This is a genomic window from Wolbachia endosymbiont of Ceratosolen solmsi, from assembly GCF_017869155.1.
Lineage (GTDB): Bacteria > Pseudomonadota > Alphaproteobacteria > Rickettsiales > Anaplasmataceae > Wolbachia > Wolbachia pipientis.
In genome coordinates this window covers 132,448-147,803 of record NZ_CP054598.1, presented here as the reverse complement: position 1 = coordinate 147,803, position 15,356 = coordinate 132,448, and the positions used below count along the sequence as shown (strand labels likewise).

The window sequence follows — 15,356 nt, the reverse complement described above, 5'->3', positions numbered from 1 at the left end:
AGTTTAAACTTATTTAGGTATACATTAACCAAACCTTAAAATCAAGTTTCTTAATTTTTCAACATGTGCCAAGGCCTATTGGAGCGCACTGTATTAATCTTTACGTAACGATTTGTTAACCAAACAGAATGTGTGCCATACGTTTCTAGATCAGCATGTTTAATAATTTTAGCGTTGCAAGCTGAATAGTCAAACTCACTTAATTGAATTGTTAAATCAACTTTATCACAATTTTCTGAAATATCTTCTTTTTTATAAGCTAGCAGCACTAATTTATTATTTCCTTTATTATATATGCAGCCATACTTTAGTCTTTTATCTGGATTGCTATATTTTGTATGATTCAAAATTTGGTTCTGTCCGTTTTGCTTTGCCCACGTTTTGATAACAAAATTTCTGCTTTTTCTAGTGAGAGAATATAGTAAGTTATCACTCTCCTTTGCAGCAACATTATCAGCATTTATTAGGATGTCGGGGGTTTTATATGCAGCGCTAAAGCAAATACCTAGTACAATAAAAAAATCCCAAAAAACGCCAATTTCTTTCCCACAAGCACAGCCACAATAACCCAAATGTTATTATAATAATTGATGAGGCAGGAAAAGTACGAATGGGAATAACCAAATACTGAAGACTAGCGATAGCGTTTGTTATATACAAAATGCTGTCAATTGGGCGCTCTATAAGTGGCGCTATAATCCACTCAATACCCAAAGGAATCAAAAAAACATAGATTATTCCAAGTGGAATAATAATTAATGTAACTATCGGTATAGCAACTAAATTTGTGATAATGCCACTAATTGAAAAATAATTAAAATTATATATCGTATACGGAACAGTTGCTAAACTTGCTATTACTCAGCTGATCATTATCGACACAAAATATTTCATTATTTTTATTTGAATAATTTGTTGGCATTGATCTGATAACTGGCAACCAGTGCCAAAACAGCAGAAAATGACATCTGAAAGCCAGGCTTTAAAATTGCTTCTGGTTCTACTGAGAGTATCACTGAAGCAGCAAACGCAATTGCTATTAACCCTCGATATTTTCTCTCTATCATTATTGCAACGAGTACTAAAATCACCATGATGTAGGCACGCTGAGCAGAAATTTGCATACCGGTAATCAACAAATAAAACGTGGTTGGCAAGATAGTAAGGAATGCAGATATTTTCTTGGTGTTATACTTAAGAGTCAAAGTTTCAGATATTGCGAATAAATTACGAAACACTACAAAAAACAGACCAGCAACGAATGATAAATGCAAACCAGATATGGCAAACAAATGTGCTATACCTGAATCTCGTATCGCGTCCATAGTTTTTTGATCTATGCCATCTTTTTTACCGATCAGTAATGCAGAGATTATATCCGCATGTGGTTTCTTGATATTTTGCTGCAGGTTTTCATAAATGTATTGACGGAAAGATTCTATATATTCTTGAAATTTCCTTGCTTCAGCCTTTTTGTGCAGGGCTATTTTGCTTGTTGCAAAGCCTGTTGCACTTATTTTCTGGTAATATGCTATTCTTGCAAAATCGTATGCATACTCCGAGGGCGCAATCTTTAGAGGGAAGAGTTTTGCTGATAATTTTACTTGATCGCCTATTTTAATGCCTTTTTCCACTTTGGTTCTAACTGATATTCTGATGTTATCTAGAGCTCTATCCGGTGTCATTCCAGCGCGTGACGCTGGAATCCATATCTTTTTTTTCTGGATCCCAGTATCAAGTACTGGGATGACAAAAGGGGGCGCTGGGATGACAGGAGAGGATTTTGAGATAGTAGGGGATTTTTCAACAGAAAGCAGAAATTGTTTATATGAGCCCCTGTCGTTAATATCCTTCACTGTGGCAACGATATCTTTTACATATCTCTCTTTATCAAGAATTTGAGTATCAACTAAAGCTGTTCTTAATTTACTAGCTGTAAATCCTATGAGCACTGCAATTAAAGCGATACACAATATCGCGTACCTTTTATACAATATTGCAATCAAAATTAGTGTGGGTAAAAGCAAAAGAAAAATAGATATGCAGCTTGGTTCAAAACTTAGGGAAAAATAGGTTAGAATTCCTACACACTGAAAAACAGGAAACCACAGTATCAAGTTATATTGTTCATTGCGCAGATTGTTACGTATATAACTAACTATTATGTCAAGAAAAGTTAATAAGTGTGTCGATATTTGCATGTGGTGAAATTTTATTTTTCTTTTTTCATTATTTGTATATATAATAACTAAATAAGCAACGACGCGGGATGGAGCAGCTCGGTAGCTCGTCAGGCTCATAACCTGAAGGTCGTAGGTTCAAATCCTACTCCCGCAACCATTTTTAAGGATATAGTTGTTCCACTTTCCAATCGCTTCCCTCAACAAGAGTGTATCTAAATCTAATATGCTTCCTATATTCACCTTCTTGCCAAAATTCAATTACTTTTGGGATTACGCAAAATCCCACCCAAAAATCAGGACGAGGGACCTTTTGATCATAAAATTCTTTATTCTTCAATTCAATAGCTTGCTCAAAATCTTGCCAATCTTTCAGAATGCTCGATTGTTTTGAGCACCATGCGCTAATTTGACTATCACGTGCTCGAGAAGAGAAGTATTTGTCAGTTCTTTCATCGTTTAGAAGTTTAACCTCTCCTTCAATTCTTACCTGCCTAGAAAATTCTATCCAGTGAAACACTAACGCAGCTTTGGGGTTCTCAGTCAATTCTTTCCCTTTTTTACTGTTTACGTTAGTGAAAAACACAAAACCTTCTTTGCTATATTCCTTTAGTAATACCACTCTTGCAGATGGAATACAGTCTTTGCTACAAGTTGCTAGCGTCATTGCAGTTGGTTGTTCACACGGAGAATTAAGTACTGCTTTGTACCACTTTGAAAACAAATCAAATGGATCTTTTTCAAGTGAAAATATCATATCAAAAAATAAAATCTTAATTCTGGCACGCGTTGCAAAAATAAGTGCTACGGCCATTTTGTCGTATAAGTGTTATGATATTATTGCAAATCTTGCAAGGTTTTTGAACTTTACCATATACGTAAAAGTTATTTTGAAAGTATCCAGCAGATCCAGATGGCTGTGCATAATCTTTCAGTGTTGAACCGCCTGCAGCAATTGCATCACTCAGAGTATTTTTTATTTCAGCAGCAAGTTTTTCGCACTCTCTATAGGTCAAGTTTTTTGCTGACCTGAGTGGTGATATACAGGCTCTAAACAAGCTCTCAGAAGCATATATGTTGCCTACGCCAACTATTGATTTATTGTCCATTAACGCTGATTTGATATTCACTTTTTTGTTTTTCAGCAACTCCTGTAAATAGTCTCCACTGAATTCATCCGTGAGGGGCTCTATTCCAAAATCGCTAAAAAATCCGTTTCTTGTTCTTTATTTAAAACGATAACTAATCCAAATCTTCTTGGGTCATTAAAAATTATTGAAGTATTGTCAGAAAATAAAAATACCACGTGATCATGCTTATTCCGCATTTGATCGTGGTCAGCATATATAAGCTTTCCGCTCATGCCAAGATGTATGATTACAGCCACACTACCATCTGTATTCCAGATGGTATACTTACCTCTACGCTTGATGTTGCGTATGACTTTGCCCTTTAGCATATCATCAATATTTTTTGTTATTGGGGCACGTAAATTCCAATTATTCACTATAACATTACTGATTTGCTTGTTTTTAATTTTATCAAGCAAAAAATTAGAGATTACTTCCACTTCCGGTAGTTCTGGCATGATACCTCCTTCAAAACTTAAGTTTCTGATGGTAATTTTGTCGTTCTCAAATACATTCGAGTATTCTGCGGTGCTTTCTCCTAAAAATTCCTCACCACAAACGAGTTTTGAAAGGGTTCTCTGTCTACTCTGTTGCTGCTTTTTTCTTTTCAAAATATTTTGCTTTAAAGCTTTCGCTAATCTTTTTTTCTCCTCTTCTTTTTCCTTATTCTTTTTTGTGTTATTCATTATCATAATATATAAACTTGCCGTTGTAGCTCAGGTGGTAGAGTACGTCATTGGTAATGACGAGGTCCCAAGTTCGAGTCTTGGTAACGGCACACTGATTATACTTATAATATTGCATAACTTGTAAGCAAGGCTTAGAAGAAAGTTACAGAGGTAAGTTGTCATGCTTTTTCCATATCCTTTCTACCTTCTTGTTTTTGAGTAGCTCTAATGCTTTACAAAAGTGATACCTTGTTTTACTTGGCACTATAATGTCATCAATGTATCCATATGATGCAGCAAAAAATGGGTTAGCAAATTTTTCTTTATATTCTTTAATTAACGTTTGCTGATCTTTTTCGTGTCGAAATATAATCTCAACTGCACTTTCAGGGCCCATCACAGCTATTTCAGCAGTTGGCCAGGCATAATTTATATCACCTTTTAGATGTTTCGAATTCATAACAATGTATGCACCACCATACGCTTTTCTAGTGATAAGGCTAATTTTCGGCACGGTCGCTTCAGCGTAAGCGTAAAGCAGTTTCGCTCCGTGTTGTATTATATTATTGTATTCTTGATTTGTACCCGGCAAAAATCCTGGAACATCAATAAGTGTGATGATCGGAATGTTAAATGCGTCACAAAACCTTACAAACCTCGCAGCTTTTCTTGAAGAATCAATATCCAAACATCCTGCAAGGTGCATAGGTTGATTTGCAACAATACCGACAGTATTTCCTCCAATTCTACCAAAACCAGTTATGATATTACGAGCAAAATCAGGTTTCAGTTCAAAGAAATTCCTTTCATCACAAACTTTTTCAATGAGTTCATACATATCATAAGGAGTATTAGGATTGGTAGGAATTAGAGTGTTTAAGGATTCATCAATGTCGTCAACATCATTACAGATTGGTGCAGATTTTGGTGATTCTTGATTATTTGCTGGTAAGAAAGTAAAGAATTCACGCATTTTTAGCAGCATTTCAACATCATTATTGAATGCAAAATCCGCTACTCCTGTTTTGCTTGTATGAATTTTTGCTCCACCGAGGTCTTCGAAACTTACATCTTCGTAGGTAACCTTTTTTACTACATCTGGCCCGGTTATAAACATATATGAACTGTTTTTCACCATGAAAGTAAAGTCAGTTAATGCTGGGGAATAAACTGCACCTCCTGCACATGGGCCCATAATTAAAGAAATTTGTGGTATAACACCCGATGCATTTACGTTTCTTTGAAAAATTTCTCCATAACCAGCAAGAGAATTTACTCCTTCCTGAATTCTGGCTCCACCAGAATTATTTAGTCCGATAATTGGAACTCTGGCATTAATTGCCATATCCATAATTTTGCATATTTTTTTTGCATGTGACGCACCAAGTGAACCACCAAAGACAGTAAAATCCTGAGAATAAACAAAAACTTTTCTGCCATAAATAGTACCATGACCAATCACTACCCCATCACCTAAAAAATTAGCATTTTGCATGCCAAAATCATTTGCATGATGTTTTACGAATTTATCGTATTCTGCAAAAGAACTTTCATCGAGCAATATACTGAGCCTTTCTCTAGCAGTTAATTTCCCTTTTTCATGTTGTTTGGTAATCCTGTCAGAACCGCCTCCTTTTTCAGCTTCTAGTGCTTTGGTTTTTAGATTTTCTAGTATTTTAAAGTCTTGCATACAATAAAGTAGTTTTCAAATTAGTTGTAGACTTTATTAAGTTTACAAACCCTACTAACTATACACATACACTATTGCTATATGCAACAATGTATGTATGATAATTGTTAATGCTCTGGTGATTCATGGTCACTACTTTGAAAATGTTGCGATGTGTCAACACTTTTCATATTAGAAAGAGGTGGACTAACTGCACTGCTTTTTGTTTGTGCAAAACTTTTAGCAGCTTCAACAACCTTGCTTATACGAGGTTCTTTTTCTAGCTCTTTTAGGTACTTTGAGAAGATTTCACAACTTTTGTCATCCATATGTACCATTATTTTACCAAAACTTTCAGCTTTTTCAGAAGATAAAATCATTTCGATCTTTTCATCGCCTACCCTAAAGGTCATTTTTACTTTGCCTTGCATATCATGATATTGCCAGCTTTTTATTCAGATTAGATTATCTCCTTCTCCTATTCGCAATGCACCATATTCTAAGTCCTTAAATTCCGGGGAGTTCATAAATTTTGCAGGAGTGATCACACTTTTTTCTGGACACTGTACATAATAAAATTTATTATCTCTTTCTACTACAATTTCTTTTTTTTTGTCATTTTCAATACTATCACTTACAATTTGTTTTAGACGTGACAAATATTCGCCGCGTTCTTTCAGTATATCTTCTGGCAATAATCTCCGAACTTCTTGGCTCACATCAGTGCCTGTTGAAACTAGATTAAACATTTCTAACATAAGAGGCCGTAGTTTTTCTTTTCCAGTCTCAGTAACATTTTTATCTTGCTCCATGAGGTGGTATAAGATCAGTATCGAATAATCTATTATTGATGACTTTTTTCTCCTTGGAATACATCAACACTAAACATGACCTTGTGCTTTTTTGCATCGTCTATAGATTTTTGAAGTCTCTTTGCTATGTTTTCGATAGCTTCATCATTAGGTAACCGTTCACACAATGGCGTCAACTTAAGGAAAAATATCAGCGATAGTGTATAAAATTTCTCTCTAAATTTTTTATCATTAAATTATCCAAAGAGTGCAAGGGACAGCACTTTTGTTTCTGTTTTATTTCAACAAAGAAGTCTAAAATGTGTCCTTTTTAGGTGAAATATGCAAAAAGGAAAAAACCTTATTCTACAAATTAAAAATATAATATACTCGAAAACTTTTCAGAAAATCCATTGTGTTGAGTTTTACACGAACAAGAAAACTTCCTTTTTCGACAGTATTTTCTATGATTTTAAAGTTAGTTAAAAAAAGTTTGGGAATAGAATGTGAACTTATGGAGCCATTGACATGTACCCTCAAAGCAAGCTTTTTCTAAAGCAAGGTATAAGATTTGCCATACAGGCTTTCAAGAATTTAAGCATCCAAACAGCCTATCAGGATGAACCTGAGTTGGAGAGGCTATAGACTTATTGCAGCAGATGGTTCTGGTATGAGATTACCCAGCTCTGGGGAAATTGTATCCGAGTTTGAACCAAATGGAACAACAGGCACCATTGGCAATTTGTTTGTTGATTTGTGTACTTCGCTAATTTGTAGTGCTCGTCTTGCAGCTTGGAATATAGGTGAACAAACGTTGGCGGCAGAGCAATTACCCGAAGTTATCACTCAAATGCGTTTATTAAATCAAGAGAAATTATTATTTATCTATGATCGTCTTCAGTAAAATTCATTCAGCAGCATTATGATTTGGAAGTAGATTTTATTTTTCGCTTGCAAAAAAGAAATTATAGTAAGCTATGGGAACGCTGGCGAATTAGATTTTGATTTTATATTAGAAAATGAAAAGCTAAAAAATAAAATGAAAGGACAGAAAGTAAGAGTTATAGTGCTGACATTAGCCAACTGAGAAACAGAGTTTGACCGAGACTTTGGAGCAAAGCTTATGTGTTAAGGTGGCACATAGAGGAGTGCTATAAACGACTCAAAGTAGGAGCAGAGTTAGAGAATTTTTCTGGAGAGGCTGTATTACAAGAATTTTGGGCAAACTTGGTCATGTGCAATATATTATCGCTTCATATGTGTGATGCACAAGGGCCTTGGAACCCAGATCAAATTACTGAGTATCGTTTAAATTTTTCAGTTTTATTTGGTGTAATGAGGCAGAAACTCTATCAGGTACTTATTGCGCCAAAAAACTTTCAAGCCCTTTTTAAGTATACGCGCTAAAGTTAAAATCCGACCGGGACAGCCGCAATAAAGTAGATAAGCCTAAACGCCATCATGTCTTTAGGAGAGTTTGCTAATGAAAGTTCTTAAGTTGACGCCATTGGCTGTTCCGATTCGTTATATGACATAAGAGCATCATATATTTCATGCAATGTATTTGAGATGTTTTTTTCCATATGTTGATTAATATGCCCATATATTGTCGTCTCTTCCGAACACTCTGTATCTTTATGTATATGATTTTGTTGCTTTAATTCTTCTCTATCTACACTCTCTATTTGCTCTGACACTAGCATAACTACCCCATATTTTACATAACGAAATAAAAAAATTCTAACTGTAGTATGCTTATATAATCTACGAAGTCAATAGTTAAATTGAAAAGTTTCGGTTATAATTTACTTCATATAGAACATGCCCTTGAATTATGCTAAAAATCGCCATAGTAGGCCTACCAAATGCTGGAAAATCGACCCTATTCAACAGATTAGTAGGAAGAAAAGCAGCAGTAGTGAGTAACATTCCAGGAGTGACAAGGGATAGGCGAGAGGGAATGGGGAGAATTAGCGATTTGGAGTTTAAAGTTATAGATACAGGAGGATGGAACGACCAAACTAATTTTTCACTACAAGTTATTGAACAAATCGAATTTTCTTTATCCAATTCAAACATAATTTTCTTTCTTGTTGATGCAAAAGTGCAAAATGAGCGAAATGAAGAGTTTGCAAAGTGGCTGAAGAGAAAAATAAATAAACCTGTAATACTAGTAGCAAATAAATGCGAGAGTCATAAATCCGAAAATGTTGATTATTTGCAGTTTTTTGATTTTCTTGGCCCGGTGTATATCTCTGCCGAGCATAATCTTGGCATGGTTGATCTTTATGATGCATTAGCTGGTGTTATTGAAAATTTTAACGAGAACACTGAGTTACCTAACAATGAACTGAGTAGGCTGAGGATCGCGATCATCGGCCGTCCGAATGTTGGAAAATCAACTTTTTTAAATGGTTTACTTGCAGAAAACAGACTAATAACAAGTTCAGAGCCAGGTACCACACGTGATTCTGTGGATATTACATATGATCATGATGGAGAGTTAATTACTCTAATTGACACTGCCGGAATCCGCAGAAAGGCGAATGTTGTAGATGGCTTAGAATCAAGATTTGTTGAGAAAAGCATGGAATCAATCAAGCGCTCTCATGTGGTAGTTTTAATGCTAGACTCCCTAGTTGGTATTGAGCAGCAGGATTTATCAATTGGTGAAGCTGCAATTAAGGGAGGGAAAGGGATTATTGTTGTTTTAAATAAGTGGGATTTAATAGGTAAGGATGACAGAAGCAGGTTAATAAAATTTGTCAAACAACAGGAAGTAACCAGGTTATTCTTGGAAGTGCCAACTATAACAATTTCTGCGTTAAAAGGCATGCGCTGCGGTGATGTGATAGATAAGTGTCTTGAAGTGAGTGAATCCTTGAACAAGAAGATCAGCACTGCAAAACTGAATAAGTGGCTCATAGATGCTGTAGGAAAACATTCTCACCCTCTTGTAAAAGGCAAAGCAGTTAAAATGAAGTATATCGCTCAAATTGGTACTAAACCTCCAGCTTTTTCTTTGATATGTAACATACCTGAAAGTGTTGATGAAAGTTACAAACGCTATTTAATTAACGATCTCAGAAAAAATTTCTTTGCAGACGGTGTGCCAGTTAGATTGCTTTTGAAAAAAAATAAAAATCCCTATGTAAAATGAATACTCTGCTTTATACTTTCAGGGATAATTTACTTAAAGTTATGTGTAATAATTCCAGAATTCCTGCAATCTTTCTGCTGTCGAGTGCCGCTGCTCTAATTTTTGCATATGTGCTAGAATATTTTTTCAACATGCTGCCATGCAAGTTATGTACATACGAGCGAATAGTTTACTATATCGCCGGATTACTTGCAGTAGCGTGCATGCTTAAAGACAACAAAATTCTAATCTATGCAATGTTTTGCAGCTACCTCATAGGTGCAGTAATATCTTTTTATCATATAGGTCTTGAACTCCACTTATTTCATGATGTTTTAGGTTGTACAGAGCAAGCAAGTGGTAACGTTAGTATAGAAGAGCTCAGAAATAATCTACTAAATCCTAATTACTCTCCATCTTGTGACAGACCTCATTACGTTCTAGGTGTTTCCTTAGCAACATGGAATCTAATTTATCTCATAGTAGCTCTGTTCGTATCAGGTAAGGTGTATTGTGGAGAAAGAAAGAAATCTAAATAATTTAAGGTACAGCAACAATCAGTTCTTGCAACAGGCAATTAGAGTAGATCACGCTGGAGAATATGGAGCTATTTGCATTTATTCTGGTCAAAAATTTATTCTTAAGAAATCTTCTATAATCAATGAAATAATTGAAATGGAAGAGCAGGAAAAAAAGCATTTTCACTATTTTAATGAGAAAATCAAAGAGCAAAAAGTTCGTCCTACTGTTTTGTTGCCTGTTTGGCGTGTTTTAGGAGTGTCGCTTGGCGTTGCAACTGCCATTATGGGCAAAAAAGCTGCTATGGCTTGCACTGCTGCAGTTGAAGAAGTTATCGGGGAGCACTACAAAGAGCAAGTTTCACATTTAGAAGATGGGGAATTAAGAGAAACTATAAGTAAATTTCGCGACGAGGAGTTAGAGCACAAAGATATTGCAATTCAGCACAATGCTGAAAGCGCATTTGGCTACAACATTTTATCATCATTCATAAAAACAGGCTGCAAAACTGCTATTTACTTGTCTAAGTTAATTTAACTAAGCAGCTTTCTTAAAGTGTTTTAAATGTTCTGATAACAACAGAAACCAGGAAGGAATTCAAGTGTAACAATTATTTTATAACTATATTTACATATCACCATTATTAATAAATAATTAGTATTTGTAAATTAAATACATCTAAAGTATAGACTGCAAAGGAGGCAAAAGTGCGTTTTAATTTAGAAGAGGGAAATGCTCTTATGTAATACCTGCCACAGGTTCACAACTGTACGAACATTCATTTTTGAAGGTAAATTGCACAGCAAATGGTGTCATTCCAGTCTGGAATCCAGAAATTTTGCTTATAACTGAGCTGATAAGCTAAAGGTAATTGTCTTACACTAAAACAAACGTTTTTAATTAAGTTGCATAGAACCAGTGTCTGGGCACTGGGATGACACCCCACTGGTGGTCCAAACTACAACGTTCGTACAGTTGTGGATTCCAGACGGCTTTGTTGCATCACACTTTATGAGATGGTGATTTATGGTAAATTCATGTAACTATCTCAAATTTAGCCATACCAATATCAGTGAATTTATTAAGCAAATAGCATTTGATTAGCAGTTCTTTTTCTCGATTTATCTCAGATTTATTCCTAAAACTAAATCCGAATATTTGCTTTAATCTTGAGAAAAACCCTTCAATATAAGATCTTTTCCCATAATTTACTTCTTTTTTCCATTCTTTCATGCCATCTTCACCGTATAATTTTATTAACCTAATAGCAGCATTCCTGTCAGACATATAATCTATTTCTGGATGTTCTGCCGCATTGTTTATTGGTGGAATTTTTGTCTTTATATCATATTCGTTACACAACTTATAAAACTTGTGCCTATCACATGCTCTATCTGCATATAGTGCTTTTATGGCATGCTGAAAATCAACTTCTTTTAGCAAATCACAAGCTCCATAGTGATCAGAGTAGACACCGTTACTGTATTTTACAGCTATGGCTTTTTTGTTGTTTATATTCAACATTACGTGCAATTTTCTCGTTTGCTCATAGCCACGATATTTTCTGTCAGTGCTATTTTCCTTGCTGTGACCAGGAGTGTTGTTGTATATACTAATTCCTGTACTGTCTATAGCAATTTCGATATCTTCCATATTATTTTCTGCAATCATTTATCTTAATATTAAGTTTCTTAAACCTTCTTGATGCTTGTGAATAGCTGATAACTTCCAAATCTCTTCCTATTTGTTGCAAATACCCTTTTATAAACCCGACTGTTTGTCTTAAACCAATTCTAAAGAAACTGACGATTATATGCACCAAAATCACAACTTTATCACTATAAATATAGTTGCCGCCCTGCATTTTTGGACAATTCTCGTACCAATTTTCTATGGCGTCATTGATATAACAAAAAATGCTTCCTCTTTCTTGGAGAAATTTGTTATATTCATGGCAGTTACTGACTCTCATTTTTTGTGGCATATTTTTTCTTCAACAGTTAAATGGCTATTTATAATGAATTTTGTCAGTAACTGCCAGTTCTTTTCACTTGAGCGATGCAACAAAGCCCACTGGGATCAGGAATTTTATTAAGTTGGTAAGCATAAAAGTAGCCGTTTTATGTTAAAACATAACGTTCTTGATGAGATTACGGCAAGGCTGGATTCCAGGCTGGAATGACATCGTTTACTATGTGCCATATTGCAATGTTCGTACAGTTGTGGAATGAATTGCGGTATGACATAGGGCTGTGCTAGCTATAGGCGCATTATATAAAGAAGTCTAGTATTAGAAAAAAAATACTTACACTAAAAGAAACTTCAGTAGTAAATTCAAAAAGGAAGTTTAAATCCAGGTGGTAAACCCATCATACCTGCGAGATCAGAAGTTGCATTTGCCATATCTTCTTCTGCTTTTTTAACGGCATCATTAAACGCTGCTGTTACTAAATCCTCTACTATATCTTTTTCCTCATTTCTCATAAGTTCTAAGTCTATGTTCACCTTTTTAGCTTTATAGCTACCTATTTTTATGACTTCCACTAATACAGAAACTTTGCCACCACCAGAAATACCTTGAAACTCTTTTCCAATATATTTTTCTTGAGCTTCTGCAAGCTTTTTTTGCATCTCTTGCGCTTGTTTCATTATTTGACTAAAATCCACAACTTACTCCTTATTTTCTATATTAACTACTTTTGCACCTTTAAACATGTCAAGTATATCCTTGACTGCAGGTGCATAATTTAAATTACTCACTTCCCTGTTTATATAACCCGTATCAACTGTAATAACCCACTCCTGCTGAGTTGCCTGGTTTAAGTAATTTTTTAAATCATTGCAAAAATTACTGTCCAACTTAGATACAGCTTTTAATTTTAAATACCCAGGTTTACAATCTATTAATTGTAGATTATTACACAGTTGTTTGTAAAGATAAATTTGGTTACTCCGCCTTAATAGTTGCAAAATCTTATCAAAATCGTAATTTTGTTGTTTATTTTCCACATGGATCCCAGTATCACGCACTGGGATGACAGAGTGGGGTTGTTGTTTACTTTCCACATATTTTTTTGGATCTGAGTAGTCAGCTACTTGGATGACAGAGGGGGAAGGTGCAACAGGTCTGCCCTGTCTATTTCCTTGCTCTACATTTTGTGAAAGAACTTTTTTGATCACCTGTTCTGGAGAAGGTAGATCAGAGAGATAGCAAAGACTAATTAGCATCATTTCAGCAGCAACATCGTTGCATGTTGAAGTTTTTATATCTTGAATACCTTTAAGCAACACCTTCCACAATCTTGAAAAAAATATTAAAGATCTCTTTATACTTAAATCTTTTATCCTATTCTTTTCATACTCTGTAACTGCACTATCAATCTCTTTCGTAATTAAAAAACGGCATACTAACTGAATTGTTTGCAATAGACCTTCAAAAATACTAAGTGGGTTTGCTGTTTTTATCGCCTTGTCAAACACTGATAGAGCTTTCTGTAAATCACCTTCTAATATTGCCCCTAATAGATCAAATATAATATCTTTATCCACTAGGCCAAGTATGTCTGTCACATTTTTAGTGGATATTGCACCATCTTTGCTATATAGCACTGCTTGATTCATCAAAAACAAGGCGTTACGCATTGAATTTCCAGAGTGTCGTGCAATTAATTCTAATGCTCCCTTTTCAATAGAATAACTCTCTTTTTGTGCAACATCATTTAAACGTTCCACTATTTTAGCTACAGGAATGTTGTGTAAATCAAATCTTTGACAACGTGCAATAATAGTTATCGGTATCTTTTTTATTTCCGTAGTTGCTAAAATGAATTTTACACTAGATGGTGGCTCTTCTAGGGTTTTAAGTAATGCGTTAAATGCACTGCTGGATAACATATGTACTTCATCTATAATGTAGACTTTGAATTTAGAGCTTATAGGTGAATAGCAAATATCTCCCAGGATTACTTTAATATCGTCAATGCTAGTGTGACTTGCTGCATCGATTTCAATCACATCTGGATGGCTTGAATTTTTTATTGCTAGACAATTTTCACATGATCCGCAAGGTTCAAAAATTGGCCCCAGGGAACAATTCAAACATAAAGCTATTATCCTTGCAGTGGTGGTTTTACCAACTCCACTACTACCAGAGAGCAGTATAGATTGTGGGATTTTGTTTAAAATAAAAGCATTTTCTAATACACGCACTAATATATCTTGACCTACTAGATCTTTAAAGCTACTAGGACGATGTTTTAATGCTATATTCACAGCTTCGGATAAAACAAATAATGAAGTAGGTATGCAACCCAAAAAGGTTCTGATATGGCTGCTTCATTTCTGATCTGACCAAATTACAGAGTTTTTGCCTGCATACCTTATAAAATATTATACTTTTTTTTTTATTTAGCAAGGTATATCCTATATTAGTCTTATAATTTATATGTTAGACCTCTTGCAACATTACTTTGGAGTAAACAACTGTTACCTAAAATACTCTTCTCTTGTCATCCCAACTTGGATCCAGAGAAAAAAGATGTGGATTTCAGTGTCACACACTGGAATAACAACCTATAGGTACTGGGATAACAAAAGAGGAATATTATGATTTTATATCATTTTCCTCTTTGTCCATTTTCACGAAAAGTTAGAGCCCTTCTCAAAGAAAAAAAGTTGGGCTGTGATCTAGTGTATGAAAATCCGTGGGAAAAACGGAATGAATTTATGGAGATCAATCCAACCGGGCAAGTACCAGTATTAATAGATAATAACTTTGTAATAGCGGATAGTAATGCCATTTGTGAATATATAGAAGAAACTTACAATAGCGACGTCAAATTATTTGGTTCATCCACTATTATTAAGTCTAAAATACGCGCTCTAATCAATTGGTTCGATAACAAATTTTACAATGAAGTTACTAAGTATATTATGAATGAAAAAGTAATTACTAACCGCAGCCCTGATTCTAGGTTTATCTATGCAGCTCAGCATAATCTGCTTTGCCATATAGAATATGTTGAACACTTAATTAACAAGAACATTTGTCTTGCAACCGATAAGTTCACTTTGGCTGATATTACTTTAGCATCGCATATTTCTGTAATAGACTATGTAAGTAGTTTTCCATGGGAAAAAAGTAAAATTTTAAAAGAATGGTACTCCATTGTTAAATCAAAGCCTTGTTTTCGTGAGATATTATTAGAGAGGATTTCTGGTTTAATCCCTCCTAAACATTATGCTGACCTTGATTTTTAAC

At 34.8% G+C, this 15,356-nt stretch carries 12 protein-coding genes, 2 tRNA genes, 1 other RNA gene and 4 pseudogenes; 8 read left to right on the top strand and 11 right to left on the bottom strand.

From position 1 onward, the window contains the following. Positions 1-50 precede the first annotated feature (50 nt). Positions 51-2,201 (bottom strand): annotated as a pseudogene (locus HUB95_RS00830) (ComEC/Rec2 family competence protein). A 62-nt stretch (positions 2,202-2,263) separates the two neighbouring features. Here HUB95_RS00830 and HUB95_RS00825 point away from each other — a divergent pair. Then, positions 2,264-2,340: transfer RNA gene (locus tag HUB95_RS00825), tRNA-Met, on the top strand. A 3-nt stretch (positions 2,341-2,343) separates the two neighbouring features. Here the strand turns inward: HUB95_RS00825 and pdxH are convergent. Together pdxH and mutM are read right to left on the bottom strand one after the other, a co-directional pair. Continuing rightward, positions 2,344-2,937, bottom strand: coding sequence for a pyridoxamine 5'-phosphate oxidase (gene pdxH / locus HUB95_RS00820; RefSeq protein ID WP_015589412.1), 594 nt, complete (start codon positions 2,935-2,937; stop codon positions 2,344-2,346). A 16-nt stretch (positions 2,938-2,953) separates the two neighbouring features. Then, positions 2,954-3,768 (bottom strand): annotated as a pseudogene (gene mutM / locus HUB95_RS00815) (bifunctional DNA-formamidopyrimidine glycosylase/DNA-(apurinic or apyrimidinic site) lyase). A 247-nt stretch (positions 3,769-4,015) separates the two neighbouring features. On the opposite strand from mutM, the gene HUB95_RS00805 reads away from it, so the two are divergent. Then, a tRNA-Thr gene (locus HUB95_RS00805) sits at positions 4,016-4,088 on the top strand. Between the two features lie 53 nt (positions 4,089-4,141). Here the strand turns inward: HUB95_RS00805 and HUB95_RS00800 are convergent. From HUB95_RS00800 to HUB95_RS05925, 3 genes are all read right to left on the bottom strand, one after another. Next, positions 4,142-5,668 (bottom strand): acyl-CoA carboxylase subunit beta, encoded by a 1,527-nt coding sequence (locus tag HUB95_RS00800; protein WP_209452439.1) that lies wholly within the window; start codon positions 5,666-5,668, stop codon positions 4,142-4,144. 107 nt (positions 5,669-5,775) lie between these two features. Further along, positions 5,776-6,078: a hypothetical protein gene (locus tag HUB95_RS05930; RefSeq protein WP_231115838.1), complete on the bottom strand. Its 303-nt coding sequence runs from the start codon at positions 6,076-6,078 to the stop codon at positions 5,776-5,778. Between the two features lie 24 nt (positions 6,079-6,102). Next, complete coding sequence (locus HUB95_RS05925) at positions 6,103-6,459, bottom strand: hypothetical protein (protein ID WP_227738564.1); 357 nt, start codon at positions 6,457-6,459, stop codon at positions 6,103-6,105. A gap of 321 nt (positions 6,460-6,780) precedes the next feature. Between HUB95_RS05925 and HUB95_RS00790 the strand changes: the two are divergent. Next, positions 6,781-7,922: pseudogene (locus HUB95_RS00790) on the top strand (transposase). Positions 7,923-7,931: 9 nt separating this feature from the next. Here the strand turns inward: HUB95_RS00790 and HUB95_RS00785 are convergent. Further along, positions 7,932-8,141, bottom strand: coding sequence for a hypothetical protein (locus HUB95_RS00785; RefSeq protein ID WP_012673405.1), 210 nt, complete (start codon positions 8,139-8,141; stop codon positions 7,932-7,934). A gap of 131 nt (positions 8,142-8,272) precedes the next feature. On the opposite strand from HUB95_RS00785, the gene der reads away from it, so the two are divergent. The 3 genes from der to HUB95_RS00770 are packed head-to-tail and all read left to right on the top strand — an operon-like array spanning position 8,273 to position 10,633. Then, positions 8,273-9,598 carry a ribosome biogenesis GTPase Der gene (gene der / locus HUB95_RS00780; RefSeq protein WP_010963041.1) on the top strand — a complete coding sequence of 442 codons (1,326 nt, stop codon included), beginning with the start codon at positions 8,273-8,275 and terminating at the stop codon, positions 9,596-9,598. Next, complete coding sequence (locus HUB95_RS00775; RefSeq protein ID WP_015589379.1) at positions 9,595-10,116, top strand: disulfide bond formation protein B; 522 nt, start codon at positions 9,595-9,597, stop codon at positions 10,114-10,116. Before der ends, HUB95_RS00775 begins: the two co-directional genes overlap by 4 nt. Next, on the top strand, positions 10,091-10,633 hold the full coding sequence (locus HUB95_RS00770; RefSeq protein ID WP_006279362.1) for a demethoxyubiquinone hydroxylase family protein: 543 nt from the start codon (positions 10,091-10,093) through the stop codon (positions 10,631-10,633). The genes HUB95_RS00775 and HUB95_RS00770 overlap by 26 nt, the downstream gene beginning before the upstream one ends. Before the next feature lie 498 nt (positions 10,634-11,131). Here HUB95_RS00770 and HUB95_RS00765 read toward each other — a convergent pair. The 4 genes and pseudogenes from HUB95_RS00765 to ffs all read right to left on the bottom strand — a co-directional run bounded on the left by HUB95_RS00765 (position 11,132) and on the right by ffs (position 14,483). Further along, positions 11,132-12,080: pseudogene (locus tag HUB95_RS00765) on the bottom strand (IS5 family transposase). Between the two features lie 350 nt (positions 12,081-12,430). Further along, positions 12,431-12,745, bottom strand: a complete 315-nt coding sequence (locus tag HUB95_RS00755) for a YbaB/EbfC family nucleoid-associated protein (protein ID WP_041573540.1) — start codon at positions 12,743-12,745, stop codon at positions 12,431-12,433. Positions 12,746-12,766: 21 nt separating this feature from the next. Further along, the gene (gene dnaX, locus HUB95_RS00750; RefSeq protein ID WP_141457288.1) at positions 12,767-14,368 is read right to left on the bottom strand and encodes a DNA polymerase III subunit gamma/tau; all 1,602 of its coding nucleotides are present in this window, start codon (positions 14,366-14,368) and stop codon (positions 12,767-12,769) included. A 15-nt stretch (positions 14,369-14,383) separates the two neighbouring features. Further along, an RNA gene (ffs, locus tag HUB95_RS00745) (signal recognition particle sRNA small type) lies at positions 14,384-14,483 on the bottom strand. Between the two features lie 57 nt (positions 14,484-14,540). On the opposite strand from ffs, the gene HUB95_RS00740 reads away from it, so the two are divergent. Continuing rightward, positions 14,541-14,705 (top strand): hypothetical protein, encoded by a 165-nt coding sequence (locus HUB95_RS00740; protein WP_187297265.1) that lies wholly within the window; start codon positions 14,541-14,543, stop codon positions 14,703-14,705. Then, positions 14,702-15,355 (top strand): glutathione S-transferase family protein, encoded by a 654-nt coding sequence (locus HUB95_RS00735; RefSeq protein WP_209452438.1) that lies wholly within the window; start codon positions 14,702-14,704, stop codon positions 15,353-15,355. The genes HUB95_RS00740 and HUB95_RS00735 overlap by 4 nt, the downstream gene beginning before the upstream one ends. Position 15,356 lies beyond the last annotated feature (1 nt).